Genomic DNA, 22,842 nt, shown 5'->3' on the forward strand with positions numbered 1-22,842 from the left:
CGGCCAGGGAAGTAGTGGCGGACAAAGGATTCCTTTCTCAGTTGCCGGAGGGACGGCGGGTGCGCAGGCGCTGCAGTTCGCTCAACGTCCGCGCGCGGGCGTCGACGGCGATCCGCAGCGACGAACCGATGAGGTTCAGCAGGAACACGCACGCCATGATCGCCACGCCGGGCGCGATCACCAGCCAGGGCGCCTGCACCAGATACGACCGGCCCTCGGCGATCATGTTGCCCCAGGTCGGAGTCGGGGGAGCGATGCCAAGGCCGAGGAAGCTCATCGCGCCGTCGACCAGCATCGCCGCCGCGGACAGGATCACCACCTGCACCAGCGCCAGCGGCAGCACGTTCGGGAACACGTGCACGACGAGGATCTTCCCCTTGCTCATCCCGGAAACCCGCGCCGCGCCGATATAGGCCCGGCCGGCGATGCCGAGCACCCGGCTGCGGATGACACGGGCGGTGAACGGCGTGAAGATCACCGTCAGCGCGATCAGCTCGGTCCAGATGCTCGCGCCGAGCGAGATCGCCAGCGCCATCGCGAGGATGATCGCGGGGAACGACATCCAGGCGTCCATCAGCCGCATCAGCACCGCGTCCGCCGCCCGGAAGAATCCGCTGATCAGCCCGATCACCAGACCGGTGAAGGCCGCGCACAGGGTGATCAGCGCGGACAGCCCGAGCGACGCCCGCCCGCCGGAGACCAGCCTGGCGAGAACGTCGCGGCCGAACGAGTCCGTGCCGAGGGGATGCGCGGCCGACGGCGGCAGGAGCCGGTTGACCGGGTCGGTCGCGCTGACACTGGGCAGGAAGAACGGCAGCACGACCACGGCCAGGACGATCAGCGCCAGCAGCGCGGTGGTGATGACGAGCATCCGGTTGCGCCGGAACAACCTGGCCGCGCGACCGGCGGGGGGCGCTTCCCGCACCGACGGGGTCTTTTCCGCCAGAACCACGCTCACGAAACACGCACCTTCGGGTCGAGCAGCGCGTACGACAGGTCGACCAGCAGGTTGACCAGCACGAACAGCACCGCGACGAACAGGGTCACCCCCTGGATCAGCGGGAAGTCGCGGGTGGACACCGCGCCCATCAGCAGATGACCGAGCCCGGGCACGACGAAGATGGACTCGATGATCACGATCCCGCCGACCAGCATCGCGAAGTTGCTGCCGAGCTGGGTGATCAGCGGCATCAGCGCGTTCGGCAGGACGTGTTCGGTCATCACCTGCCGCTCCGAGAGCCCCTTGACCCGCGCGGTGCGCAGATATGCCAGCGGAAGCTCGCCGAGCAAACTTTCGCGCAGGGTGAGCACGAACAACGCGGTCTGCCCGATGACCAGCACGGTGAGCGGCAGCACCAGCGCGGGCACCGCCGTCACCGGATCGGTGAACAGGTTCTCGTAGCCGCTGGAAGGGAACCAGCGCAACGTCACCGAGAACACCAGCACGAGCATCAGCGAGATCCAGAAGTCCGGCATCGCCATGCCCAGCGCGGAGAACCGGTCCAGCGCCCGTGCCACCGGATTGCGCGGCGCGACCGCCTGCCAGGAGGTGATCGCGACCGAGAGGAAGAAGCTGATCACCGTGGACAGCACGGCCAGCGTCAGGGTCGGCAGAATGTGGTCGGCGACCACCCCGAGCACCGGTGCGTGATAGGTGATCGACGTGCCGAAATCGCCGCGCAGCACGTTCCCGGCCCAGGCGAGGTACTGCTCCCACAGCGTCCCGTTCAGCCCCATGCTCTCCCTCAGCGCGTCCACATCGGACGGACGCGCGGTCGGGCCGAGGATGGCCTGCGCGGGATCGCCGGGGATGAGCCGGATGACGAAGAACATCATCGTCCCGACGATCACCAGGATGATCAGCAGATCGCGCAGCCTGCGCAGCAACAGACCGGTCATGACGCCAACCAGGCGTTCCAGAAGACGCGGTAGAAGTCGCCGTACCCCTTGAGCTTCGGGGAGTAGGCCGCGTACAGCTTGGATTGGCTCAGCGTGATGACCGACAGCTGCTTCCAGGTGAACGCCTGCATCTTGTCCACCACCGTCTTGGCCTGCTCGGGCGTCGTCGACGCGTTGTATTCGGCCATGAGGGCGTCCAGTTCGGGGGAGGACGACCCGTTCAGCGTGCCGAGGGTGAGCGCGGGCATCTGCGCGGGTGAGGTCAGCGCCGAGTCGAAGAACAGGGTGGTGATGTCCCAGCCGCCCGGTTCCTTGGTCAGCGTGCCGAGCATGGTGGCGAAGTCGAAGGTGTCGATCTTGGTGTTGATGCCGATCTTCGACAGGCCGTCCTGGATGAGCACGGCCCATTTGGCGAATTCGGGGTAGGAGTTGGTGGTGACGACGCGGATGGTCGCGCCGGCGGTGATGCCGACCTCGGCGAGCAGCTGCTTGGCCCGCTCCGGATCGTGCTTCTTGTAGACCTCCTCGCCCGCGGTGGAATAGAACTGCTTGTTGTCCGGGGAGGCGAAGGCGCCGGTCTCGAGGGTGAGGTCCTTGCTGCCCCCGGTGGCCGCGTTGATCGCCGGCTTGTCCAGCAGCAGGTTCAGCGCCTCGCGGGCGCGCGGATCGGCGAACTTGGAGCCGGTGTTGAAGTTCGGGATGACGACGTTCTCGTTCCCGCCGGGCAGGTTGCGCACGACCAGTGCCGGGTTGTCACGCAGGGGCTCGTACTGGTCGTTGGTGGGCATGATGTGGTCCCATTGCCCGGTCTGCAGGCCGTTGATCAGCGCGTCCTGATCCGAGACCACCTTGTAGGTCACGGTGTCCAGATACGCGTGCTTGGCACCCGCCTGCCCGCCCCAGTCCTCTTCGGGCCGGGATTTGTAGCCGGAGTACCGCTCCAGCACCAGCTCTCGGCCGATGTCCCAGCTCTTGAGCTTGTACGGCCCGGTCCCGACGGCCTTGTCCTGGCCGAACCCGGTCGGCGGGACACCGGTGAGGTTCTTCGCCTCGTAGATCTCCGTGCCCGCCCCGGCGAGTTCGTTGATCAGCGGATAGCGAGGCTGCTTGAGCTTGATGGTCACCGTCGCCGGATCGGCCGGGGTGATCGCCTCGATGTCCGGGGTGACCAGCTGGCCGGTGCGGTGGACCTGCTGCCAGCGTTTCAGGCTCGCCACGACGTCCTCGGAGGTCAGCGGGTTGCCGTCGTGGAAGGTGACGCCCTGGCGCAGCTTGAAGGTGTAGGTGAGCCTGTCCGGGGTGGTGGTGTAATCCTCCACCAGCATCGGCCGGGCGGTGAAACCGCGGTCCACCTCGAACAGTTTCTCGTACATCATGTTGCCGATGTGCGCGGTCACCTGACCGGGGTTCGCGACCATGTCGAGGGACTGCGGATCCGTGGGCACGGCGACGTCGAGGTTGCCGCCGCGGACCGGTGGCCCGTCGGCGGCGCCACCGCCCGCTTGCCCGCCCATACAGGAGCTGAGCAGCAGGACGGTCGCCACGCCGAACGCGGCCGAGGTGAGGGTTCGTCTCATGGGTTCCGCACTCCTGTGTCGGGGTTCGCCGCGAGCAGGCGGCGGGTGTACTCGTGCCGGGGGTGGAGCCGGATCCGGTCCGGGTCACCGATTTCGATCAGTTCGCCCCGGTACATCACGCCGACGCGATCGGCGACCGAGAGCACCAGGCTGAGGTTGTGCGTGATGAACAGGAAGCTGAGCGCGCGGGTGCGCCGCAGGTCGAGCAGCAGGTTCATCACCTGGCCCTGAACCGAGACGTCGAGCGCGGAGGTGGGCTCGTCGGCGACGATGAGGTCGGGTTCGGCGGCGATCGCGCGGGCGATCGAGACGCGCTGCCGTTGTCCGCCGGACAGTTGCGAGGGCAGTTTCTTCGCGGTGTCGGAGGGGAGGCCGACCTCGTCGATCAGTTCGGTGACCCGGCGATCCAGTTCGGCGCCGCGGAGACCGGTCAGTTCCCGCAGTGGTTCGGCGATGATCCGGGCGGCGGTGTGCCGGGGATCGAGCGAGCTTTGCGGGTCCTGGAAGATGAGTTGCGCACGGCGGCGGAACGCTCGTTCATCGCCCTCGAGACCGGACGGCGTGCACCGGTGCGCTCCGAAGGTGATGCTGCCTTCGGTGGGCGGTTCGAGCGCGCTCACCAGACGGCCCAGCGTGGTCTTGCCCGAACCGGATTCCCCGACCAGGCCGAAGAACTCACCGGGCGCGATCTCCAGGGAAACGTTCTTGACCGCGTGCACCTCGGGTGCACGGTGCAGCGAGAATTTTCCCCGCCTTCCGTACACTTTGGACACCGAGTCGATGACGAGCGCGGTGCCCTCGCCTTCGTCGTTTTGGGTGGTACGGCTCAGCGTCCTGGTTTCGGTCGCGACCGCCGATTCGCCGTTCATCGCGGCTTCGAGCAGAGCTTCGGAGATGGTGGGGAAGCCGTCACGTCTGCTCACCCCGAGTTTCGGCACGCAGTCGAGCAACGCCTTGGTGTAGGGATGTTTCGGCGAGCCCAGAATGTCCTCTTTGGACCCGAGTTCGACCAGCCCGCCGCGGTACATCACCGCGATCCGGTCGGCCACCTGCGCGGCGACCCCCATGTCGTGCGTGATGAAGACGCACGCGGTGCCGTGATCGCGGCGGACACGATCGAACAGCGTGAGGATTTCGGCCTGCGTCGTCACGTCCAGGGCCGTGGTCGGCTCGTCGGCGATCAGCAGACTGGGATCGGCCATCAGGGCGAGCGCGATCATCACGCGCTGCTGCATCCCGCCCGACATCTGGTGCGGGTACAGCGAAAGCACACGGTCGGTGTCGGTGAGGCCGACTTCCTTCAGCAGTCCCCGTGCCTTCGTCTCGGCTTCGCGGTGCAGCGGGGTGCCCTTGCGCGCGGCCTGGCGTGGCAGGGTGCCGGGCTTCCGGTAGGCCTCGATCAGCTGTTTGCCGACCCGTTGGCTGGGGTTGAGTGAATCCAAGGCCTCCTGGAAGATCATGCCGATCCGCGGGCCGCGGTAGGCGCGCATCTCGTCGGCGGAAAGCCGCGTGACGTCCACGCCGTCGACGGCGATCTCACCGCGGGTGAACACCGGCGCGACGAATTCCAGCAACCGGATGATCGACAAGGCCGTCACCGTTTTACCGCTGCCGGATTCGCCGACCACGCAGAGTGTCCGGCCTTGTTCGAGGTCGAACGAGAGTTCGCGGACCAGTTCGCGTTCGGTCTCGTCGGCGATCACGCCGACGGTCAGTTCCCGTAAGTGGAGCAGGGTCATGAATCCCCTTTCCCGAGCCCGCCCGAAGCGGGCCGCACTGCCGGGGGAGCGGGCCTCCGGCGGGGGTAGTTCTACGCATGTTGACACTGGGGGAGTTGGCTGTCAATGGGTATATTCTACGAATGTAGGAAGTTGATATCCGACCGGTTTTCCCTGGCAGTGGGCGAAAACTCGCACTGGATTCTTTTGTCTACGTCTGTAGACTCTCGGCGGAAACGAGCTAAGGAGGGCACCCGTGAGCGGGTCGACCAAGACTGCCGGTCCCGAGCGGATCGTGGACATCGCCGTGGGGTACATGGCGGCCAAGCAACTCTTCGCGGCGAGCCGGATCGGCCTGTTCACCGCGCTCGCCGACGGGCCGCTGACGGTGCCGGAACTGGCGGAGAAGACCGGCAAGCCGGCGAAGATCGTCCGTATCCTCGGTGACGCCATGTCATCGCTCGGTCTGCTGTCCCGTGTGGACGGACGTTACGCGTTGGCCGCCGACGCGGCGGAGTACCTCGGCGCAGAGGGCCTCGACCTGGCGCCGTTCCTCGCCTTCCTGGATTCGATCAGCTACCCCCATTGGCTGCAGTTCCAGCACACCACCGACAGTGGCGAGCCGGGGAAACTGGAGATGGACGACGCGCGCTGGGGCACGTTCATGGCAGGCGTCATGACGTATAACGCCCTACACGCCAAGATGCTGGCGAACGCGTTCGATTTCGGCCCGCACCGGAGGCTCCTGGACCTCGGCGGGCTCTCCAGCGCGTTCGCGGTCGAGGCCATGAAGACCAACGACGGTCTGCACACGACGTTCGTCTTCGACCCTGGCTTCACCGAATCGGTCACCACCGCCGTGGCCGAGGCGGGATTCGCGGACCGCGCCGCCGTCGTCGGGGCGGAGACGCCCACCGCGCGGCCCGAAGGCGAGTTCGACCTGGTGATGGTCAATCACGTCGTCCACCGCTTCGACGCGAACCAGAACGCGGGGATCCTGCGCGCCGCCCGCGCGGCCGCGGCGCCGGGCGCGACCCTGCTGCTGCTCGACTTCTTCCTCGACGACGACGCGGTCCAGCGGCCGATCGACGCACTGCACGCGGGGGAGTACCTGGTGATCGACGGGACGGTCGTCTATCCGGAGGCCGAGGTCCGGGACTGGCTGGGCAAGGCGGGCTGGCGGGTGACCGACCGGCTCACCCTGCCGGGCAGCCCGCGCGTGCTCGTCGCGGAAGCGGTGTGACGGTGACGCTCGATCCCGCGGTCAAGGAACTACTCGCCCGCAGTGTCGCGCCCGAAGCGCCGGCCACGCCGCCGACGGCCGCCGAGTTGCGGGCCGCGTTCGCCGCCTCCTGGCGACGTCCCGAAACGGTCGAAGAGGTCGCCTCGGTCACCGACCACGTCCTGCCCTCCGGGGTACGCGTGCGGATCTACCTGCCCGACGTCGCCTCGCCGGTGCCGGCGTTCGTGTGGATCCACGGTGGCGGGTGGACGATCGGTTCGATCGACGAGAACGAGGTCGCGTCGCGGGCGGTGTGCAACGCGGCGAAGGTCGCCGTCGTCGCGGTGGACTACCGGCTCGCGCCCGAGCACCCGTACCCGGCTGCCCCGGACGACTGCTACGCCGTCGTCGAATGGCTCGCCACGGGTGGCGCCGGACCGGCGGTGGACCCGGGCCGGATCGCCATCGGCGGGGAGAGCGCGGGCGGCAATCTGTCCACGGTGGTCTCGATGATGTCCCGTGACCGGGGCGGGCCGCCGTTGGCCGCGCAGGTGCTGATCTGCCCGGTCTACGGTCACCCGGACGACGGCTTCCGGTCCTATGTGGACTTCGCCGAGGGGTTCGGCATGACGGCCGGGGCGATGCGGTTCTTCTTCGACCAGTACGTATCGGACCCGGCGCAGCTGAACGATCCGTATCTGCTGCCGTTGCGGGCCTCCGACTTGACGAAGCTCCCGACGGCGCTCGTGCTGACGGCGGAGTACGACGTCCTGCGGGACGAAGGGGAGGAGTTCGCGCGGCGGCTGGCCGACGCGGGGACGCGGGTGGAGATGACTCGCTACTCGGGCCAGATCCACGGCTTCTATGGCCTCTATACGGATCTTCCCGCTTCGCCCCGCTCGCACCGGCACGTGGCGAGCTTCCTGACCCGCGTTTTCACTCCCCACCCCTGATCCCGCGTTTCGTCCTCTAAATGCGCTCCATGCCAGTGCGAACGACCGCATTTAGAGGACGAAATGCGAAGGGGCAGGGGGTCAGGGGCGGGTGAGGCGGTCGAAGAAGGACTCGAGGTGTTGCCGCTGCAGGGCGACGGTCGAGAACTCCCCGGCGACCAGGCTCATCACGTTCGCCCCGGCGTTGATCAGCACGACCTCGTCGACCAGCTGCTCGTCGGGGGTCTCGGTGACGATGTCACCGTCCTCCCGGCCCTCGGCGAGGTACCGGTGCAGCAACCCCCGCCACGAGCGGATGTGTTCGAGGTACTTGTCCTGCAGTTTCGGGTTGGTCAGCGAGAGCTGCCAGAAGGTGAGCAGGACGCGCCCCGCGGCGATGCGGTCCTCGTCGATCGGCATCGACGAGACGCACAGCTCGCGGAGCGCGACCAGCCCGCGCAGTCCGTCCAGTTCGACGTACTCGCGCATCATGCCGAGCGCACGTTCGTAGGTGGCCTGGATGATGTCTTCCTTGCTCGGGAAGTACAGCTTCAGCGCCCCGTTCGCGAAACCGGCGGCGGCCGCGATCTCACGCATGGTGGCGGCCTCGATCCCGCCCTGGGTGATCAGTTCCCAGGTGACGTCGACGATGTGACTTCGCCGCTCGTCGTGGTCGATGATCTTCGGCATCGGCAGACCTCCCGCACTGGTTCTTCTACCAGTGTAGGAGATCAGACCCGCTGATACACGCGGTGTCCGGCGAACCACGTTTGCGTCACGTTCGTCTTGACGAGCGCCGACGGGTCGGTTCGGAACGGATCCCGGTCCAGCACGACGAAATCCGCCGACTTGCCGGGAACCAGCGAACCGGTGACGTCGTCGACGCCCATCGCGCGGGCGGCGGAGAGGGTGAAGACCTCGATCGCCTCGGCCAGGGTGATCGCCTGCTCCGGCCACAGCGCGCCGGGGAACGTGCCGGTCGGGTCCTGGCGGGTGACGAGGCCGTGGATGCCCTCCCAGGCGTTCGGCGATTCGCTGACCGGCCAGTCCGAACCCCCGGCGACCAGCGCGCCTTCGTCCAGGAGCGACCGGTTCGGCTGCATCCGCCCCGCCCGCTCGCCGGGCAGGACCTCCGCGATGGCCGCCGGGATGACGCCCGGGACCCACAGGAACGGCGAGATGTCCGCGGCGACGCCCAGTGCGGCGAAGCGCGGGAGGTCGTCGGGGTGCACGAACTGGCCGTGCGCGACCTGGAAGCGCGCTTCGGCGAAGCCTTCGGCCCGCACCTCTTCGACGGCGTCGAGCGTCGCGCGCACCGACGCGTCGCCGGTGCAGTGGACCTTGGCCGAGAGCCCTGCCGCGGCGGCGGTGCGCAGCCAGCCCACCAGTTCGTCGCCGGGCATGGTGGTGGCCCCGTGATGACAGGCACCGTGCACGTCGTCCGGCAGGTAGGGCTCCAGGAACGCGGCCGTGCGTGTCGGCGGGACACCGTCGAGGAAGATCTTCACGAAGTCCGGCCGGTGGTGCTCGCTCCGGTAGCGCCCGGCGACCTCCAGCAGCGGAGCGCCGATCGGGTCGAAGCCGAAGATCGGGTCGTTGATCAGCAGCGACGACACGACCCACGCGTGCAGTTCCCCCGCGTCGTCGAGCGACTTCAGTGCCCGCAGGATGTCCGAGGAGACTCCGGCGTCCTGGAAGGCGGTGACCCCGTAAGAATGCAGTGTGCCGATCCCGTGCCGCGACGCCGCCGCGTGCTGCTCGTCGGTGAGCGTCCGGGTCTCGCTGAGCGCCCGCTCGACGGCGACGCCCGCCGCTTCGAGCAGGACACCGACGGGTTCACCGGTCGAGGGGTCCCGGACGATCTCCCCGCCGGCCGGATCGGGGGTCGAAGCGGTGATGCCCGCCAGTGCCAAGGCCCGGCTGCTCACCCAGCGATTGTGCCTGCTGTCGTCCGAGAGCATGACCGGGCGACCGCCCGCGGCCTCGTCGAGCGCGTGCCTCGCGGAAGACCGCGACAGGGTGCTGACCAAAGTGGACGCCCACGCCCCGCCGATCACCCATTCGTCCGGCCCGAGTCCCGCGGCTCGCGAGCGGACCGCCGTGAGAATGTCCTCGAAGCCGGCGTCCACGCCGAAGTTCAGCTCGAACAGGGCCGAGCGCCCGGCAAGGGCGTGGTGGTTGTGCACATCGACCAGGCCGGGCAGCACGAACGCGCCTTCGAGGTCGACGACCTCGGTGGACGGTCCGCGTTCCAGGTCCTCCAGGGACAGGACGCGACCGTTCTTGATCGCCAGTGACGACGCCCAGGGCCGGACACCGTCCACTGTGTACACGGTGGCGTTGGTGATAATGAGGTCGGCGGTCAAGGCTCAGCTCCCGGCCGGGTCGTACGCCTCGGGGTGCACGGTGGTGCTCAGAAGCTTGCCGTGCGCGCCGAAGGTGAAGTGGGTCGGGGTGGTCCCGGTGGCGTCCAGTCCGAAGAGGACACCGTGCGAGCGCAGCCGCTTCGCGTCGCGGTGGTCCGCGACGGTGACCGACGCGCACGGGATCACCTTCTCCCGCCAGGCGAAGACGTAGATGCCGGGCCGCAGTTCGTAGACGGAGTTCTCGTCGGTGTCCGCGAGCCCCTTTTCCGGTCCGGCGAGGCACTGCCAGGTGTACCAGTGCGGGCTGAGGTACACGTGCTCGTAGGCGTGCGCGGTGCTGTACACCCACAGCACCCGGCGGCCGACCAGCGAAGTCGTGGGTGCGAGCGATTCCCCGCTCGGCTCGATACCGCCGATCGTGGCGGCCAGGAACGTCTGCGTGACCCGTGGCGAGGTATCGCCGATCCGGCTCAGCACGAGGAGCGCGCGGCCGCGCCGCACGTCGAGCAGCAGGGTGACCGCCTCTTCCTGCCGGGCCTGCGGGTGGAACTGGACGTAGTACAGGTCGTCGTCGACCAGGAAGGTCTCACAGCGATCGGTGCCGGAACCGTGGTAGGTCCAGTCGATCCGGGTACCGGTGAAGCCCGCGGTGAACTTGGTGCCGTCCTCGCAGGCGAGCTCGAAGGTGCGGCCGTGCAGGTCGCCGACGACGGGAGCCTTGTTCGCGTCGAAACCGGGGGCCAGGCCGTCCAGCGGCAGCCAGGTGGACGTGTCGGACAGGGTGAGTTCTGACATCAGGAGAGTCCTAGTGCTCGTGGGCGGAACAGTGCTCGTCGGTGGCGCCGGAAGGCAGGTCCAGTGCCGGGTTGCGATCCAGGAAGCCGTAGGGGCGCAAGGTGAAACCCGAGTAGTCGACCGGCATGACCGGCCAGTCCTCGGGACGCGGGATGTGGGTGGGGCCGAAGACATGCCACAGCACGAGATCGGTGTCGGTGAGGTCGCGGTCGGCGGCGGTCCAGGCGGGCAGCCCGGCCCCGCCGGGATGCGCGTTCGGCCGGTCGCCCGCCGGGAAGCGTTCATCGGCGCGGTACGGCGTGGCCCACAGGTGCCGGGCGGCGAAGGTCGCTCGCTTGTGGACACTCGATTCCGGTTGCGCCATCAGGGTCGCGGACGGCCGGGGGACCAGCTGGTACGCCGTCGGCGTGCCGAGCCGGTTGGTCCGCTCCGCGCTGCGGATCTCCCAGACCCGCGCCTTGGCCGGATCCGCGTGCCGCCGCGCCTCCAGTTCGCTCCGCAGCGGGGTTTCCTTCCAGGTGAAGGCGTTCCCGTACGGGTTCCGGTCGCCGGTCGGGACGCCCTCGACGTCGATCTCGACGAGCGAGTTGCGTTCGCCGTCGATCGCCACGTCCAGCCGCGCGCAGAACAGGTGCTGATGCACCGGCGCGAACAGGCCGGGCGCGATCTCGTTGGCGTGGGGGTGTTTCGTCCCGGTGTGCGCGGCGCCGGCGAACACGATGCCGGTGGCCTTGGCCTCCAGTTCCACGGTGCCGTCGAGGTAGAAGTACCAGAAGAAGCCGTAGTCGTAGTTGCCGATGGTGGAGATCGACGAGATGACCAGCCGCCGCGAGCGGCGGACCTCGGCGCGGCCGTCGAGATCGGTGTGCTTCCAGAGGATCCCGTAGTCCTCCTCGTGCATGCAGATCGCCCGGGGGATCTCGACCGGGTGGCCGTGGTCGTCGGCGACGAAGGCGGGGAAGTAGTGGATGACGCCGAGGCAGTCGCAGCCCAGCCGCAGGTCGTTGCCGTTCTTGCCGAGCAGGTACTCGCCCGCGTCGAAGTAGCTGATCCAGAACCGGCCGGGCGCGGTGTCGCCGTAGGGCACGACCATCTCCGGCACCGAGGCCCGGTAGAGCACCGAGCGCTCTTGAAACGAGATCTGGTGCAGCGTGAGACCTTCGCGGGCGTTGAAACCGACACGCAGCCGCCAGCCCTCCCAGGTGACCTCGTTGCCGTCGACGGTGAAGCTCGGGCCTTCGGGCTGGGTGATCTCGATGGGCTTGAGCGTGGCGCGGGGCGGGACGCCGTCGTAGCGGCCGTGTTCGGGCGGGACGGGTACGTCACCCTCGTCTTCGACCCGCAGCACCCGCTGTCCGGTCAGATCGATATGGACGATGAGGCCCTCGACCGGATGCGCCCACGGGCTGTCGGACTCGTCGTCGCGCAGGAAGGTCAGCGAGCGGATGACCCGCCCGGTCTCGTCAGGCCTGCCGAAGAACCCCGGCGCCAGTGGCGCGCAGAAGGCGTGGCCGATCCGGTCGCCGAGTCCGCGTCGCCGCATCGCGGCTTGCCATTCGGGTGACGCCTTGGTGATCGACGCGGCGCGGTCGTACTCCTCGAACAGGTACGCGGGCTGGCCGTCGCCGCAGGCTTCGTCGGCGACTATTTCGCGTTTCGCCAGCGAAATGACCACGTCGCGCGCAAGACCGGACGCGGTGTCCAGCAGTGTGTACTGGACGCGGCGGTCGGGGGCGGCGTCGGCCTTGTCCGGCTCCACCGGCAGTACCGCCGGGAACCGCGTGGTCTCGGTGAGCAGGCCCTCGTCGGCCAGGATCGCGCGGCCTGCGGCGAGCTCGTCGGCGGTCAGCGGGTCCAAAGGATGCGGCCTGGTCATGCTTCGCAGTCTTGCCGGTCCACCGGCGCGGGGAAAGGGCGCGACACCGTCATGCGGTCGCGGACAAGAAGGATGCACTGAGGGCCAACCCCCGCGAACGGGCCGGACCGGAGGATGGCGCCATGCGACTGGATCTCGCGGGCAAGGCCGTGCTGGTGACCGGCGCGGCGTCCGGCATCGGCCTTGCCTGCGTCCAGGCTTTCCTGGCCGAAGGCGCGCGGGTGGGCGCACTGGACCGGGCACCCGTGCCCATCCTCGCCGACGGCCTGCTGGCGGTCCACGCCGACGTCACCGATGAGCGTTCGGTGGCTGACGCGGTGAGTACCGTCGTGGCGCGGTTCGGCGGCCTGGACGTCGTCGTCGGCTGCGCCGGGATCTCCGGCCCGGTGGGGACCCCGGTCACCGAGACCTCGGCGGCCGACTTCGCCGCCCTCATGGCGGTCAATGTCACCGGACAGTTCCTGCTGGTCAAACACGCCGCGCCGTGGCTCACCGCGACACGGGGCTCGGTCGTCCTGCTGGCCAGCGACTCGGCGTTCACCAGCGCGCCCGGCATGGTGCCCTACTGCGCTTCGAAGGGCGCTGTGGTCGCGATGACCAGGGCACTCGCGGTCGACCTCCCCGAGGTCCGGGTGAACTGCGTGTGCCCGTCGGTGGTCGACACTCCGATGGCGCGTGGTGACCTCGGTGAGGTACTCGACGACCCCGCGTTTCCGGTGCAGGCTCCTGAAGACGTCGCGGACCAGGTGCTCTATCTCGCGTCCGCGCGTTCGCGGACGGTCAACGGCCAGGCCGTGCTCGCCGACTTCGGCGTCTCGGCCCGTTCCGGTTTTCCCGCTTAGAAAGGACTTCGCACGTGAAGAAGGTCATCGCGATCACAGGAGGCGGTACCGGTATCGGCGCGGCTGTCGCCCGCCGGTACGCCGACGAGGGCGCCCAGGTGGTGGTACTCGGACGGCGCCGCGAGCCGCTGGAGAAGGTGGCCGCGGAGACGGGCGCGCACGTCATCGCCTGTGACGCCAGCGAACGTGAAGCCGCCGAGAACGCCGCTGCCGAGATCATCGGCAAGTTCGGCAGGCTGGACGTCGTGGTGGCCAACGCGGGCGGGCACGGCCTGTCGTCGGTGGTCGACACCGGTGACGACGAATGGGAACTCGCCCTGCGCTCGAACCTGTCCAGCGCCTTCGTGTTCTGCCGGGCCACGCTGCCCTCGCTGATCGAAACCGGCGGCCAGGTGGTCATCGTGTCGTCGCTGGCCGGACTGTTCGCCGGGCCGAACGTCGCCGGCTACACCGTCGCCAAGCACGCCCTGATCGGGCTGACCCGCTCGATCGCCCGCGACTACGGGCCGAAGGGCGTCCGCGCGAACGCCGTCTGCCCGGGCTGGGTGCGCACCCCGATGGCGGACGGCGAGATGGACCAGTTCGCCGAGGCGGCGGGCTTCGACGGCGGCCACGACGAGGGTTACCGCCGGGTCACCGCCGAGGTCCCGCTGCGCCGCCCCGCCGAACCGGAGGAGATCGCGTCGATCGTGCGGTTCCTGGGGTCTTCGGAGTCGTCCTACATCACCGGTGCGGTGATCGTGGCCGACGGCGGCGCGCACGCCGTCGATCTGCCGACGCTGGCCTTCGAACGGGCGGGCATGGGTTCGTAGCCGTAGCGCGTGAAGGCCCCTTCCCTCGGCTCAGTCGAGGGAAGGGGCCTTCACGCGTCTCAGGATTCTCCGAGGTAGGCCGAGTGCAGGGTGCCGGGGGAGTCCAGCAGGCCTTGCGCCGAGCCCGCGTAGGTTACGCGCCCCGAGGACACCACCAGCGCGTCGCTCGCGACCCCGAGTGCCAGATGCGTGAACTGCTCGACGAGCAGGATCGCCGCGCCTTCCTCGGCGAACCGGGTCACCATCGGCAGCAGCCGGGTGAACACCACCGGCGCGAGCCCGAGTGACATCTCGTCGATCAGCAGGAACGACGGCCGTGCGGCGAACGCGCGGGCCAGTACCACCATCTGCTGCTCCCCGCCGCTGAGCAGCGCCGCCGGGGAGTCGCGGCGTTTCTCGAGTTCGGGGAACAACTCGAACAGCTCGTCCGCCCGCGCGCGGGTGCGCGCGGTCAGCATCAGGTTCTCCAGCACGGTCAGTCCGCCGAACACCGCGCGCCCCTGCTCGATATGCGCCAGACCGCGCCGCGCGCGGGCGACGCGCGACTGCTTCGTGATCTCGTCCGGTCCGATGTGGACGGTTCCGGCCGAGGCGGGGACGACGCCGGAGACCGCCTCCAGCAGGCTGGTCTTCCCCGCCCCGTTGGGCCCGACGAGCGCGGTGATCCGGCCCGGCTCCAGGGTCAGGTCGACACCGGAGATCACCGGCCCGGCACCGCGGGTGACCGTCAGTCCCGCTATCCGCAACGCGTTCACAGCAGCTCCGTTTCACCCATGTAGGCCTTGAGCACGGCCGGATCGGCGAGCACTTCGGCCTGCGGGCCGGAGGCCAGGACACGGCCGAAGTCGAGGACGGTGATCGTGTCGCAGACCGACCGCACCAGGTCGAGGTCGTGCTCGATGAGCAGCACGGACACCCCGAAGCGCGCGGGAACCTGCCGCAGCCGTTCCCCGAACGCGACGTGCTCCTCGTGCGGAAGCCCGGCGGCAGGCTCGTCGAGCAGCAGAACCCGCGGCCGCGCCAGCAGATGCCCGACGACCTCGACCAGCCTCCGTGCGCCGACGTCCACTTGCGACAGCGGGGTGCGGGCGCTGGGGCAGCCGAAGAAGTCCAGGGCGTCCGTGATCTTTTCGGCGGTGAGGCGACGCCTGGCGAGGAACTTGAGGTACGCGCCCACCGTCAAACCCGGCGGGACACGATCCTGCTGGAACGTCCGGCGCAGCCCGGCGCGGGCCCGGTTCGACGGTGACCCGGTCAACGGCTTGCCGCCGAGTTCGACCGCGCCGTCCGCGTTCGGCAGGAATCCGCTGATCGCGTCCACCAGCGTCGACTTGCCCGCGCCGTTGGGACCGATCACCCCGAGCACGCCGTGTTCCGGCACTGTGATGTCCACTGAGGACAGTGCGGCCACATGACCGAAGTTCACGCTCAGGCCGCGTACGGTGAGCACCGGCGGACCGGGTGCCTTGGCCTCGATGTCCGCGGTTCCGGAAGCGAGATCGAGTTTCGCCGGTTCCTTTGTGGACCGCCGGTACCAGACCTGCCGCACCGTGGTGCCCAGGTTCCCGCCACTGGCCAGCGCTTGGACGCCGAGCACCCCGAAGACCACGAAACCCCAGTCCTGCGGGATTCCCCAGCGTTTCAGCAGCTCGGGCACGCCGACCCACAACACCGCGCCGAACACGGCCATGTCGATCAGATGCGCGCCGGACATGATCGCCAGCACGTACAGCGCCAGTGATTGGATGGCGGTGAAACTGGCCGGGAAGGCGAGCCCGACCTGCCCGGTGAGCAGGCCGCCGCTGATCCCGCCCAGGGTGGCGCTCACCGCGAACGCGGTCAGCTTCGACGTCCGGACGCTGGTGCCGGCGGCGGCCGTCCCCCGTTCGGAGAACGCCACCGCCTGCCAAGCGCTGCCCCAGCGGCCGCGCCGCAGGAAGTACACGGCCAGACAGCACAGCACCAGCACCACCACGGCGAGCAGGAAATAGGACCGGTCGTCGGAGAAGGCGTCCGGCCGCTCGACCGAGATCCCGCCGGAGACGCCGGGGAACTGCAGTTGCACCAGCGCGAGGTCGGCCGCCGCGGCGAGCCCCAGCGTGACGACGGCGAGGTTGATCCCCCGCAAGCGCAACGCCGGGAGCCCGACGAGCACCCCGACCACCCCGGCGGCCAGACCGCCGAGCAGCAGCCAGGTGAGGAACCCGCCGGGTGCCTGTGCCTCGTTCAGCGCGGACACCGTCCAGGCGCCGACTGCGCCGAAGGTCAGCTGGCACAGGGAGATCATCCCCGCGCTGCCGGTGACCACGCCCAGCCCGAGCAACGAGATCCCGGCGACCACGGCACTCATGCCGAGGTAGACGAAGTACCCGTCGAGTCCGACGCTCAGTCCGTAGCCGGCCGCGATCGCCGCCAGCGCGACGACGAACGGAGTCCCGCGTTCAGCGAGCCGCATCCCACACCTCCTTGCGCTGCGACCACAGCAGCAACGCGACGATCACCGCGAACGGCAGGAAATACCGCACCACCGAAAGGCCGTCGACCTGCGCGGCCGCGCCCTGGATCAGGCCGAGCCCCAGTCCGCCCGCGACCGCGAGATCGAGGCGGCGGAACCCGCCGAGCAGGGCCGCGGCGGCGGCCGGGACCACCAGCATGGCCAGCGACGTCGCGTCGTTCGACTGCGACGGCGCGACGATCGAGATGACCAGCGTGCTGACCACCCCGGTGACCGCCCAGACCGCGATGCTGAGTCGTTTCGCCGGGATGCCCAGCAGCTCGGCCGTAGTCGGCCGTTCCGAAAGCGCCCGGAGCTGGACCCCCGCCGACGTCCGGCTCAGCACGATCCGGCTGGCCACCGCCACCAGCACCGCCAGCGCGACGGTGACCACGGTGACCTGGCTGATCACCACCCCGCCGACGGTGACCGCCGGTCCGTCGAGGATCGGGTGGAACGGCTGCGGTTTATTGCCGAACAGGATGAAGGACACCGAGATCAGCAGGAGCAGCACCGCCACGGTGACCGCCGAGCGGGTGCCAGTGTCGGCCTCGGCGAGCCAGGTGGACACGATCCAGCCGAGTAGCGCGCTGAGCAGCCCGCCGAGCAGGATCCCCGCCACCGTGGCGAGCCAGGTCGGCACGCCCCAGCCGACGGACAGGAACACCGCCACGTAGCAACCGAACATCCCGGTGGCCGACTGGGCGAAGTTGACCACCCGCACCAAACGCGACATGAGGGTCAGGCACACCGCCAGTACCGCGTACAGTCCGCCGGCGGCCAAGCCTGCCAGCGCTCCCTGCAGCATGGAATCCTCCCGTTATTTCTTGGGAATCCGCAGCCAGTCGTTCGCGACGAGCTCCCATTTGTTGGTGCCCGAGGCGAGCTTGATCGGCCAGCCCGAGGTGTTGTCGTGGTGGGCTTTGCCGGGACCGAAGACGTACGGCGTGCCGACCATGGGGTCGCTGATCGGCTTCATTTCGCGCAGTGCCTTGGTCACCGACTCGCGGGTGATGTCACCACTGATCCCCTTGACGACGTCGAGGAAGTACTTCGCCGCCAGGTAGCCGCCCTGGCTGAACGACGTCAGCGCGATGCCGTTCTTCGTCATCAGTTCACGCCAGTCCTTGTTCTGCGGGCTGGTCGCGTCGGTGAACGGGTAGAACTCGGCGGGCACGTACACCCCGGCACCGGCGTTGGTGATGGCCTTGGCGTAGTTCTCGCTGTAGACGCTGGTCAGCAGCAACCACGTGACGTCGTTCCAGCCCTGCGCGGCGGCGGCCTTGAGCTGCCCGATCGAATCCGGTTCCACCGGGTTCACCGTGATCGCCTTGCAGCCGGCGTTGCGGGCCTTGACGATGTAGGAGGTGTAATCGGAACCGCCGTAGGGCACGGTCGCGTCGAGGTACTTGAGCTTCTTGCCGGTGATGGCCGACCACTCGTCGATGGCCGCCTGATACGACGGCAGTGTGTTGCCCGCGATCTCCAGCAACGCGCAGATGTCGTTCAGCTTCAGTGTTTCCGAGCCGTAAAGCAGCGTCAGCGTCATGTCGTGGTACGGCCCGACGTTGACCGGGGCGATATTGGGACTGGAGAAGCACGCCGGGTCCACCCCGATACCCTGAATGGACAGGATCTTCTGCTGCTCGTAGTACTTGTTGTTGATCTCGCACTCGATGAGGCTGGACGAGCCGACCAGCGCCACGGCCTCGTCGCGGCCGACGACCTCGCGAGCCGCGGCCGCCGCGCCTGCCGGATCCCCCTTGTCGTCGAGGGCCTTGTACTGGATCTGTCTGCCGTTGACACCGCCGCTCGCGTTGGCCGCGTCGAAGACCGCCTTGGCCGCCTGGGAGGCTTCGGGGAAGGTGGCCGCGCCGCTCAGCGCGTTGACCGAGCCGACCACGATCGGGCCGCTCGAACCGCTTTCGGCTCCGGCGCAGCCCGCGGTCGCGAGCAGGACGGCGGCGGTGAGGGCGACGAGGCCCCGCGCGGGTTTCACCGGTTCCCCGAATCGGTCATGGCGTTCACCACGGGCACCGAGTCGACGATCTGCTCGAACGAGGTGACCTTGCCGCCGTCGAACTTCCACACGTGCGCGACCCGGGCGGTGAACGAGCGGCCGGTCTCGCGGTGCTTGCCCTGGTAGGTCCCGATGCCGATCACCGTGTCACCGGCGTCGAGCAGGTCGCCGAGGGTGAAGGTGTAGCCCTCCCAGTCCTTCGCGATGGCGCCGAAAACGTTGTCCCGGACCTCTTCCGGGCCGGTGTAGGTTCCGGCGTAAGGGAAACCGGCCGCCTCCGTCCAGGTGGTGCCGGGACCGAGGGGGGCCAGCATGCCCGCCAGGTCGCCCCGGTCGCTCGCGGCGTAATGCGCGGCGATGATGTCGAGATTGGACACTGAGACTCCTTAAACCGGTTGCGCGTCGGGGTAGGCGACGGCGCCGAGTGGGTAGATGTGCCCGCCCGCGCGGGAATGCTCCGACCGGCCGTCCCCGGTCAGGCCGAGGAAGACGCCGGTGGTCTTCAACGCGTAGCCGAGGTCGTGCAGCCACACACTGGCCACGGCGATGCGGAATTCGCGGAAGCAGAACAGGTAGAGACCGTCCTGGAACTTCCACACCGTCGACAGGTCCATGTCCCCGTGGCCGCGCTGCACGCCTTCGAGGCACTGCCAGGCATAGCGCTGGGAAGACACGTACACATGCTCGTAGAGGTGTTCCGGGCTGTAGCGGTAGACGTTGCGCTTGCCGATCAGGTCACGCGACGGCCCCGGCACCTCGCCGGCCGGCGTGCCCGCGTCGGTGGTGCCGGACCGGAATGTCTGCGAGACACGGGGAACGCCCTCGACGTCCTCGGCGCCGATCACCGAGCGCACGGCCAGCGCGCGATGTGTCGTCGTGGAGAAGACGACGGTGAGCGCTTCACCTTCCACGCTGGTAAGGGGGAAATTGACGAAGAAGACGTCTTCCCGGACGGCGACCGCGTCGTACGGATCCTCGATACCGTTACAGGTGGCGGTTTCCGCGTCCTCGAACCGCAACGCGAGCGTCGTCCCGTCTTCGAGGGTGACGGTGAGTTCGCGACCCGACAGGTCCGCGTTCGGCAGGCGGTAGGTGGCTATTCCGGCGGCGAACTCGTCATAGGTGCGCCACTGTTCCTCGGGTGCTTCGGACATGCGGTCATCGTCGGGGCGAGGACCGGGGGAGGGCCAGCTGTCACGCGCTGGGCGGCAACAACCGCTCGCTCACGGTCAAGCCCCGGCGCAGTTCGCTCGGCGAGCGGCCGAATTCCGTCTTGAAGACCCGGCTGAAATGCGGCGCGTCGACGAAACCCCACTTCGCCGCGATGGCGGCGACGGGCCGTGAGGCGTGCACCGGGTCGAGCAGTTCGCGACGGCAGTGTTCGAGGCGGCGGGTGCGGATCCAGCTCGAGACGGTCGTGCCCTGTTCGTGGAAGAGACCGTGCAGATGCCGGGTGGAGATGTAGTGCTCCGCGGCGATCTGCGCCGGACCGAGGTCGGTGGAGGACAGGTTCGCGTCGATGTAGGCGAGGACGCGGCGCATCAGTTCGTGATGCGGTCCGGCGGTGGCGCGGGCGAGGTCGAGCTCGCTGGCGAACAGCGTGGCGAGCAGGTCGACCGCGGTATGCGCGAGCCGGACCCCCGCCGGCCCGCCGAGCTGGTCGAGATTGCTGCCGAGCTGCGCGAGGAACGGCACCACCACGTTGCCCATCCCGTGCTTGCCCGACATCGGGACCGCGGTCAGCTGGCCGACCAGGTCACGGGGGAGGTCGATGAGCCGCTGCGGGAACATCACCACGAGCGTGCGGAAATCCTCCTCGAACGCCAGCGTGTACGGCCGGTTCGTGTCGTACAACGCCACGTCACCGGGACGCAGCATCGCCTCACGGTTGTCCTGCACCAGCAGCCCGGTCCCGGACAGGATCAGGCTGAGTTTGTAGTAGTGCCTGTCCGCCCTGGCGATGAGCTCGGGCGTGCGCTCGACCACGTGTGCCGAGGCGGTCACCTCGGTCAGCTGTACCTCGTCGGCGCCACACGAGCGGATGCGGCCGCGGAAGTGGTCGCGGTGCTCGCTCGTCACGTGCAACGGCACGAAGGATTGCGACACCACCGTGCGGAAATCGGTGAAATCTCGCGCGACCGTGGTGGTGGTCGGGTCGGCGGTGGCGGTGGTCAAGACGTCACCTCGCAGCATCGGGGGGTGAATTTCATATACGATAAGCGATACGATGCTGCCGGGCAATGTGGGCGGGAAGGTCAGTCGGCGAGGCGGAACAGGAGGGTCCTCGGGTCGACGTCGACGGGCACCACGGTGCCCGTTTCGTAACGGCCGACGTCTTCGGTGAGCAACCGTGCGCTGAACGTCGTCACCCCGGGGCCGGTGACGACGAAGTCGACGTCTTCGGCGGGCGTACTCACTTCGCCGACCCAGATCCGCTTGCTGGAAACGACTTCGGCGGTCGCGCGGACCCCGGACCGGTCGAGGGCACGGTGGACTTCGCGGGCCCTGGCGTTCTGCCACAGGTGCGACGCGACCGTGACCAGTCCGCCGATCGTGAACACCGCGCCCATGGCGATGACGACCAGCCGGTCGTCGTCGGCGGGATCGAACCGGGTGCTGAGCCAGAGCAAGAGGGGCCCGATGAGGGCCATCACGGTCATGAAGAAGCCCATCAGGCACCCGAAACCAGTGAGAGCGGGCAACTCCGGGGCTTCTTCGCCTTGGCGGTCCGGAGTCGTCGTCACCGGGGCGACAGTGTGAGCGGCCTTCGGGACCGGTGCGGTAAAAATGCCCGCGACGGCCACGACGACACGGCGTCCTGAAGGCCCCTTCACATCTTCCCCCAGTACATGATGGCCCCCTTCCTTGCGCTGGACGCAAGGAAGGGGGCCATCATGTACTTCACGAACTCACGAGAGCGCGGCGGGCAGCGTTTCGAAACCGCGCAGGATCCGGGTCTGCCGCCGCCGCGCGCCGTCCAGCGGCCGCAAATCCGGGAACCGCTCGAAGATCGACCGCAGGCCGATCTCCCCTTCCATCCTCGCCAGCGACGCGCCGAGGCAGTAGTGCCGCCCGGCGCCGAAGGACACGTGGTCCCGCGCGTTCGCCCGTGTGACGTCGAAAGCGGAGGGGTCGTCGAAGATCTCCGGGTCCCGGTTCGCCCCAGCGAGGACCGTGCTGACGATCGCCCCACGTTCGACGCGCGTTCCGCCGATCTCGGTGTCGCGCGCGCACAGCCGTCCGGTGAGGAGGACGGGCGGGTCGTAGCGGAGGACCTCGTCGACGGCGTTGCTCCACAGTGCCGGATCGTCCCGCAGTTTCCGGAGCTGGTCCGGATGCCGGGTGAGCAAGGCGATGCCGTTGCCGAGGAGGTTGACGGTCGTTTCGAAACCGGCCGCCAGCACCAGCCCCGCGGTGGCCTTGAGCTCCCGCTCGGTCAGGCCGACACCGTCTTCGCGGGCGGCGATCAGTTTGCTGAGGAGGTTGTCCCCGGGATTCGTCCGCAGTTTCTCCAGATGTTCCGTGAGCCAGGAGTCGAACTCGGCCAGCGTCGACTCCACGGTCCGGAAGGTCCGCCACGGCAGACCGAGATCGAGGCTGGGGGCCGCGGCCCCGCCGAGTGCGAGGACCTTGTCCCGTTCTTCCAGCGGGACACCGAGAATCTGGCTGATGACGGTGACCGGCAGGAGCCCGCAATAGGACTCGACGAGGTCGACGGGATCCTTCGGGTCGAGGCCGTCGAGCAGTTCGTCGGTGATCGCCTGCGTGCGCTCGCGCAGTTGCTCGACCGCGCGGGCGGTGAAGACACGCGTGACCAATTTCCGGTAGCGCGTGTGGTCGGGTGGTTCGCTGGCGAGCAGCGACGGCGGTTCGATCGGATGGATCAGCCCGGACGCCGACCAGGTGACGAGCCGGTTGAGCAGCGGGCTGTCCGGGACGAACCGCACCGTCTTGAACGCGTCACTGGTCAGGATCTCCTTGCACGCCGCGTGCCGGGTGGTCACATGCCCGACCCGGGTGGTGGCGATGGCGCCGTGCGAGCGGATCTCGTCGAACAAGCCGGTCAGGTCGGCCCCGCCGCTCGCTTCGACGGACAGTCTGCCCTGGAGATCCCCCCGGCGAGCCGCGGCCCGCAGGGCCACGCGGGGAATCGCGTGGCCGAGGCTCCAGCGGGTGACCGGTTTGGCGATCTCCTCCGCCCGGCGCAGGAAGGTCCGGGCGGGAGCGGTCTTGAGTGCGAACATCAGGACTCCGTCCGTGCGGGTCCTTCGACGGTAGCGGAACGACGT

General features: G+C 68.7%; 21 protein-coding genes. 4 read left to right on the plus strand and 17 right to left on the minus strand.

Annotated features, from left to right (window positions below; all coding sequences use genetic code 11):
- Positions 1-37: 37 nt before the first annotated feature.
- The 4 genes from AVL48_RS00640 to AVL48_RS00655 are packed head-to-tail and all read right to left on the minus strand — an operon-like array spanning position 38 to position 5,215.
- The gene (locus AVL48_RS00640) at positions 38-958 is read right to left on the minus strand and encodes an ABC transporter permease (protein WP_061982982.1); all 921 of its coding nucleotides are present in this window, start codon (positions 956-958) and stop codon (positions 38-40) included.
- Positions 955-1,899, minus strand: coding sequence for an ABC transporter permease (locus AVL48_RS00645; RefSeq protein WP_061982981.1), 945 nt, complete (start codon positions 1,897-1,899; stop codon positions 955-957). The genes AVL48_RS00640 and AVL48_RS00645 overlap by 4 nt, the downstream gene beginning before the upstream one ends.
- Positions 1,896-3,476 (minus strand): ABC transporter substrate-binding protein, encoded by a 1,581-nt coding sequence (locus AVL48_RS00650; RefSeq protein ID WP_061982980.1) that lies wholly within the window; start codon positions 3,474-3,476, stop codon positions 1,896-1,898. The genes AVL48_RS00645 and AVL48_RS00650 overlap by 4 nt, the downstream gene beginning before the upstream one ends.
- Positions 3,473-5,215 (minus strand): dipeptide ABC transporter ATP-binding protein, encoded by a 1,743-nt coding sequence (locus AVL48_RS00655; RefSeq protein WP_061982979.1) that lies wholly within the window; start codon positions 5,213-5,215, stop codon positions 3,473-3,475. Before AVL48_RS00655 ends, AVL48_RS00650 begins: the two co-directional genes overlap by 4 nt.
- A gap of 235 nt (positions 5,216-5,450) precedes the next feature.
- On the opposite strand from AVL48_RS00655, the gene AVL48_RS00660 reads away from it, so the two are divergent.
- Positions 5,451-6,437: a methyltransferase family protein gene (locus tag AVL48_RS00660; RefSeq protein ID WP_061982978.1), complete on the plus strand. Its 987-nt coding sequence runs from the start codon at positions 5,451-5,453 to the stop codon at positions 6,435-6,437.
- Complete coding sequence (locus AVL48_RS00665) at positions 6,434-7,369, plus strand: alpha/beta hydrolase (RefSeq protein ID WP_061982977.1); 936 nt, start codon at positions 6,434-6,436, stop codon at positions 7,367-7,369. The genes AVL48_RS00660 and AVL48_RS00665 overlap by 4 nt, the downstream gene beginning before the upstream one ends.
- 81 nt (positions 7,370-7,450) lie before the next feature.
- On the opposite strand, the gene AVL48_RS00670 is transcribed toward AVL48_RS00665, so the two are convergent.
- From AVL48_RS00670 to AVL48_RS00685, 4 genes are read right to left on the minus strand one after another with little or no spacing between them, the layout of a single operon-like run.
- The gene (locus tag AVL48_RS00670; RefSeq protein WP_061982976.1) at positions 7,451-8,038 is read right to left on the minus strand and encodes a TetR/AcrR family transcriptional regulator; all 588 of its coding nucleotides are present in this window, start codon (positions 8,036-8,038) and stop codon (positions 7,451-7,453) included.
- A gap of 41 nt (positions 8,039-8,079) precedes the next feature.
- Positions 8,080-9,714 (minus strand): amidohydrolase, encoded by a 1,635-nt coding sequence (locus tag AVL48_RS00675; protein WP_061982975.1) that lies wholly within the window; start codon positions 9,712-9,714, stop codon positions 8,080-8,082.
- 3 nt (positions 9,715-9,717) lie between these two features.
- The gene (locus AVL48_RS00680; protein WP_061982974.1) at positions 9,718-10,509 is read right to left on the minus strand and encodes a molybdenum cofactor biosynthesis F family protein; all 792 of its coding nucleotides are present in this window, start codon (positions 10,507-10,509) and stop codon (positions 9,718-9,720) included.
- 10 nt (positions 10,510-10,519) lie between these two features.
- On the minus strand, positions 10,520-12,385 hold the full coding sequence (locus AVL48_RS00685; protein ID WP_061982973.1) for a primary-amine oxidase: 1,866 nt from the start codon (positions 12,383-12,385) through the stop codon (positions 10,520-10,522).
- 122 nt (positions 12,386-12,507) lie between these two features.
- On the opposite strand from AVL48_RS00685, the gene AVL48_RS00690 reads away from it, so the two are divergent.
- Positions 12,508-13,227, plus strand: coding sequence for an SDR family NAD(P)-dependent oxidoreductase (locus tag AVL48_RS00690; RefSeq protein ID WP_061982972.1), 720 nt, complete (start codon positions 12,508-12,510; stop codon positions 13,225-13,227).
- Positions 13,228-13,241: 14 nt separating this feature from the next.
- Positions 13,242-14,039: an SDR family NAD(P)-dependent oxidoreductase gene (locus AVL48_RS00695; protein WP_061982971.1), complete on the plus strand. Its 798-nt coding sequence runs from the start codon at positions 13,242-13,244 to the stop codon at positions 14,037-14,039.
- Positions 14,040-14,098: 59 nt separating this feature from the next.
- Here the strand turns inward: AVL48_RS00695 and AVL48_RS00700 are convergent, their stop codons facing one another.
- From AVL48_RS00700 to AVL48_RS00740, 9 genes are all read right to left on the minus strand, one after another.
- Positions 14,099-14,794 carry an ABC transporter ATP-binding protein gene (locus AVL48_RS00700; protein ID WP_061982970.1) on the minus strand — a complete coding sequence of 232 codons (696 nt, stop codon included), beginning with the start codon at positions 14,792-14,794 and terminating at the stop codon, positions 14,099-14,101.
- Positions 14,791-16,494 carry a branched-chain amino acid ABC transporter ATP-binding protein/permease gene (locus tag AVL48_RS00705; protein WP_061982969.1) on the minus strand — a complete coding sequence of 568 codons (1,704 nt, stop codon included), beginning with the start codon at positions 16,492-16,494 and terminating at the stop codon, positions 14,791-14,793. The genes AVL48_RS00700 and AVL48_RS00705 overlap by 4 nt, the downstream gene beginning before the upstream one ends.
- Positions 16,481-17,341, minus strand: coding sequence for a branched-chain amino acid ABC transporter permease (locus tag AVL48_RS00710; RefSeq protein WP_061982968.1), 861 nt, complete (start codon positions 17,339-17,341; stop codon positions 16,481-16,483). Before AVL48_RS00710 ends, AVL48_RS00705 begins: the two co-directional genes overlap by 14 nt.
- Before the next feature lie 12 nt (positions 17,342-17,353).
- A complete protein-coding gene (locus AVL48_RS00715; RefSeq protein ID WP_061982967.1) occupies positions 17,354-18,532 on the minus strand; it encodes an ABC transporter substrate-binding protein in 1,179 nt (392 codons plus the stop codon).
- The gene (locus AVL48_RS00720; protein ID WP_061982966.1) at positions 18,529-18,930 is read right to left on the minus strand and encodes a nuclear transport factor 2 family protein; all 402 of its coding nucleotides are present in this window, start codon (positions 18,928-18,930) and stop codon (positions 18,529-18,531) included. Before AVL48_RS00720 ends, AVL48_RS00715 begins: the two co-directional genes overlap by 4 nt.
- Before the next feature lie 9 nt (positions 18,931-18,939).
- Positions 18,940-19,707, minus strand: coding sequence for a MoaF C-terminal domain-containing protein (locus tag AVL48_RS00725; protein WP_061982965.1), 768 nt, complete (start codon positions 19,705-19,707; stop codon positions 18,940-18,942).
- Between the two features lie 40 nt (positions 19,708-19,747).
- The gene (locus AVL48_RS00730; RefSeq protein ID WP_061982964.1) at positions 19,748-20,746 is read right to left on the minus strand and encodes an AraC-like ligand-binding domain-containing protein; all 999 of its coding nucleotides are present in this window, start codon (positions 20,744-20,746) and stop codon (positions 19,748-19,750) included.
- A gap of 62 nt (positions 20,747-20,808) precedes the next feature.
- Positions 20,809-21,297 carry a hypothetical protein gene (locus AVL48_RS00735; RefSeq protein ID WP_061983098.1) on the minus strand — a complete coding sequence of 163 codons (489 nt, stop codon included), beginning with the start codon at positions 21,295-21,297 and terminating at the stop codon, positions 20,809-20,811.
- Between the two features lie 165 nt (positions 21,298-21,462).
- Complete coding sequence (locus AVL48_RS00740) at positions 21,463-22,797, minus strand: cytochrome P450 (RefSeq protein WP_061982963.1); 1,335 nt, start codon at positions 22,795-22,797, stop codon at positions 21,463-21,465.
- Between the last annotated feature and the right edge of the window lie 45 nt (positions 22,798-22,842).

Source organism: Amycolatopsis regifaucium, from assembly GCF_001613935.1.
Taxonomy (GTDB): domain Bacteria; phylum Actinomycetota; class Actinomycetes; order Mycobacteriales; family Pseudonocardiaceae; genus Amycolatopsis; species Amycolatopsis regifaucium.

Bases quoted from the DNA above. Each gene is read 5' to 3' on its own strand.
- AVL48_RS00645 (WP_061982981.1), bottom strand. From the start codon at position 1,899: ATGACCGGTCTGTTGCTGCGCAGGCTGCGCGATCTGCTGATCATCCTG.
- AVL48_RS00650 (WP_061982980.1), bottom strand. From the start codon at position 3,476: ATGAGACGAACCCTCACCTCGGCCGCGTTCGGCGTGGCGACCGTCCTG.
- AVL48_RS00655 (WP_061982979.1), bottom strand. From the start codon at position 5,215: ATGACCCTGCTCCACTTACGGGAACTGACCGTCGGCGTGATCGCCGAC.
- AVL48_RS00670 (WP_061982976.1), bottom strand. From the start codon at position 8,038: ATGCCGAAGATCATCGACCACGACGAGCGGCGAAGTCACATCGTCGAC.
- AVL48_RS00680 (WP_061982974.1), bottom strand. From the start codon at position 10,509: ATGTCAGAACTCACCCTGTCCGACACGTCCACCTGGCTGCCGCTGGAC.
- AVL48_RS00685 (WP_061982973.1), bottom strand. From the start codon at position 12,385: ATGACCAGGCCGCATCCTTTGGACCCGCTGACCGCCGACGAGCTCGCC.
- AVL48_RS00690 (WP_061982972.1), top strand. From the start codon at position 12,508: ATGCGACTGGATCTCGCGGGCAAGGCCGTGCTGGTGACCGGCGCGGCG.
- AVL48_RS00705 (WP_061982969.1), bottom strand. From the start codon at position 16,494: ATGCGGCTCGCTGAACGCGGGACTCCGTTCGTCGTCGCGCTGGCGGCG.
- AVL48_RS00710 (WP_061982968.1), bottom strand. From the start codon at position 17,341: ATGCTGCAGGGAGCGCTGGCAGGCTTGGCCGCCGGCGGACTGTACGCG.
- AVL48_RS00725 (WP_061982965.1), bottom strand. From the start codon at position 19,707: ATGTCCGAAGCACCCGAGGAACAGTGGCGCACCTATGACGAGTTCGCC.
- AVL48_RS00730 (WP_061982964.1), bottom strand. From the start codon at position 20,746: ATGCTGCGAGGTGACGTCTTGACCACCGCCACCGCCGACCCGACCACC.
- AVL48_RS00740 (WP_061982963.1), bottom strand. From the start codon at position 22,797: ATGTTCGCACTCAAGACCGCTCCCGCCCGGACCTTCCTGCGCCGGGCG.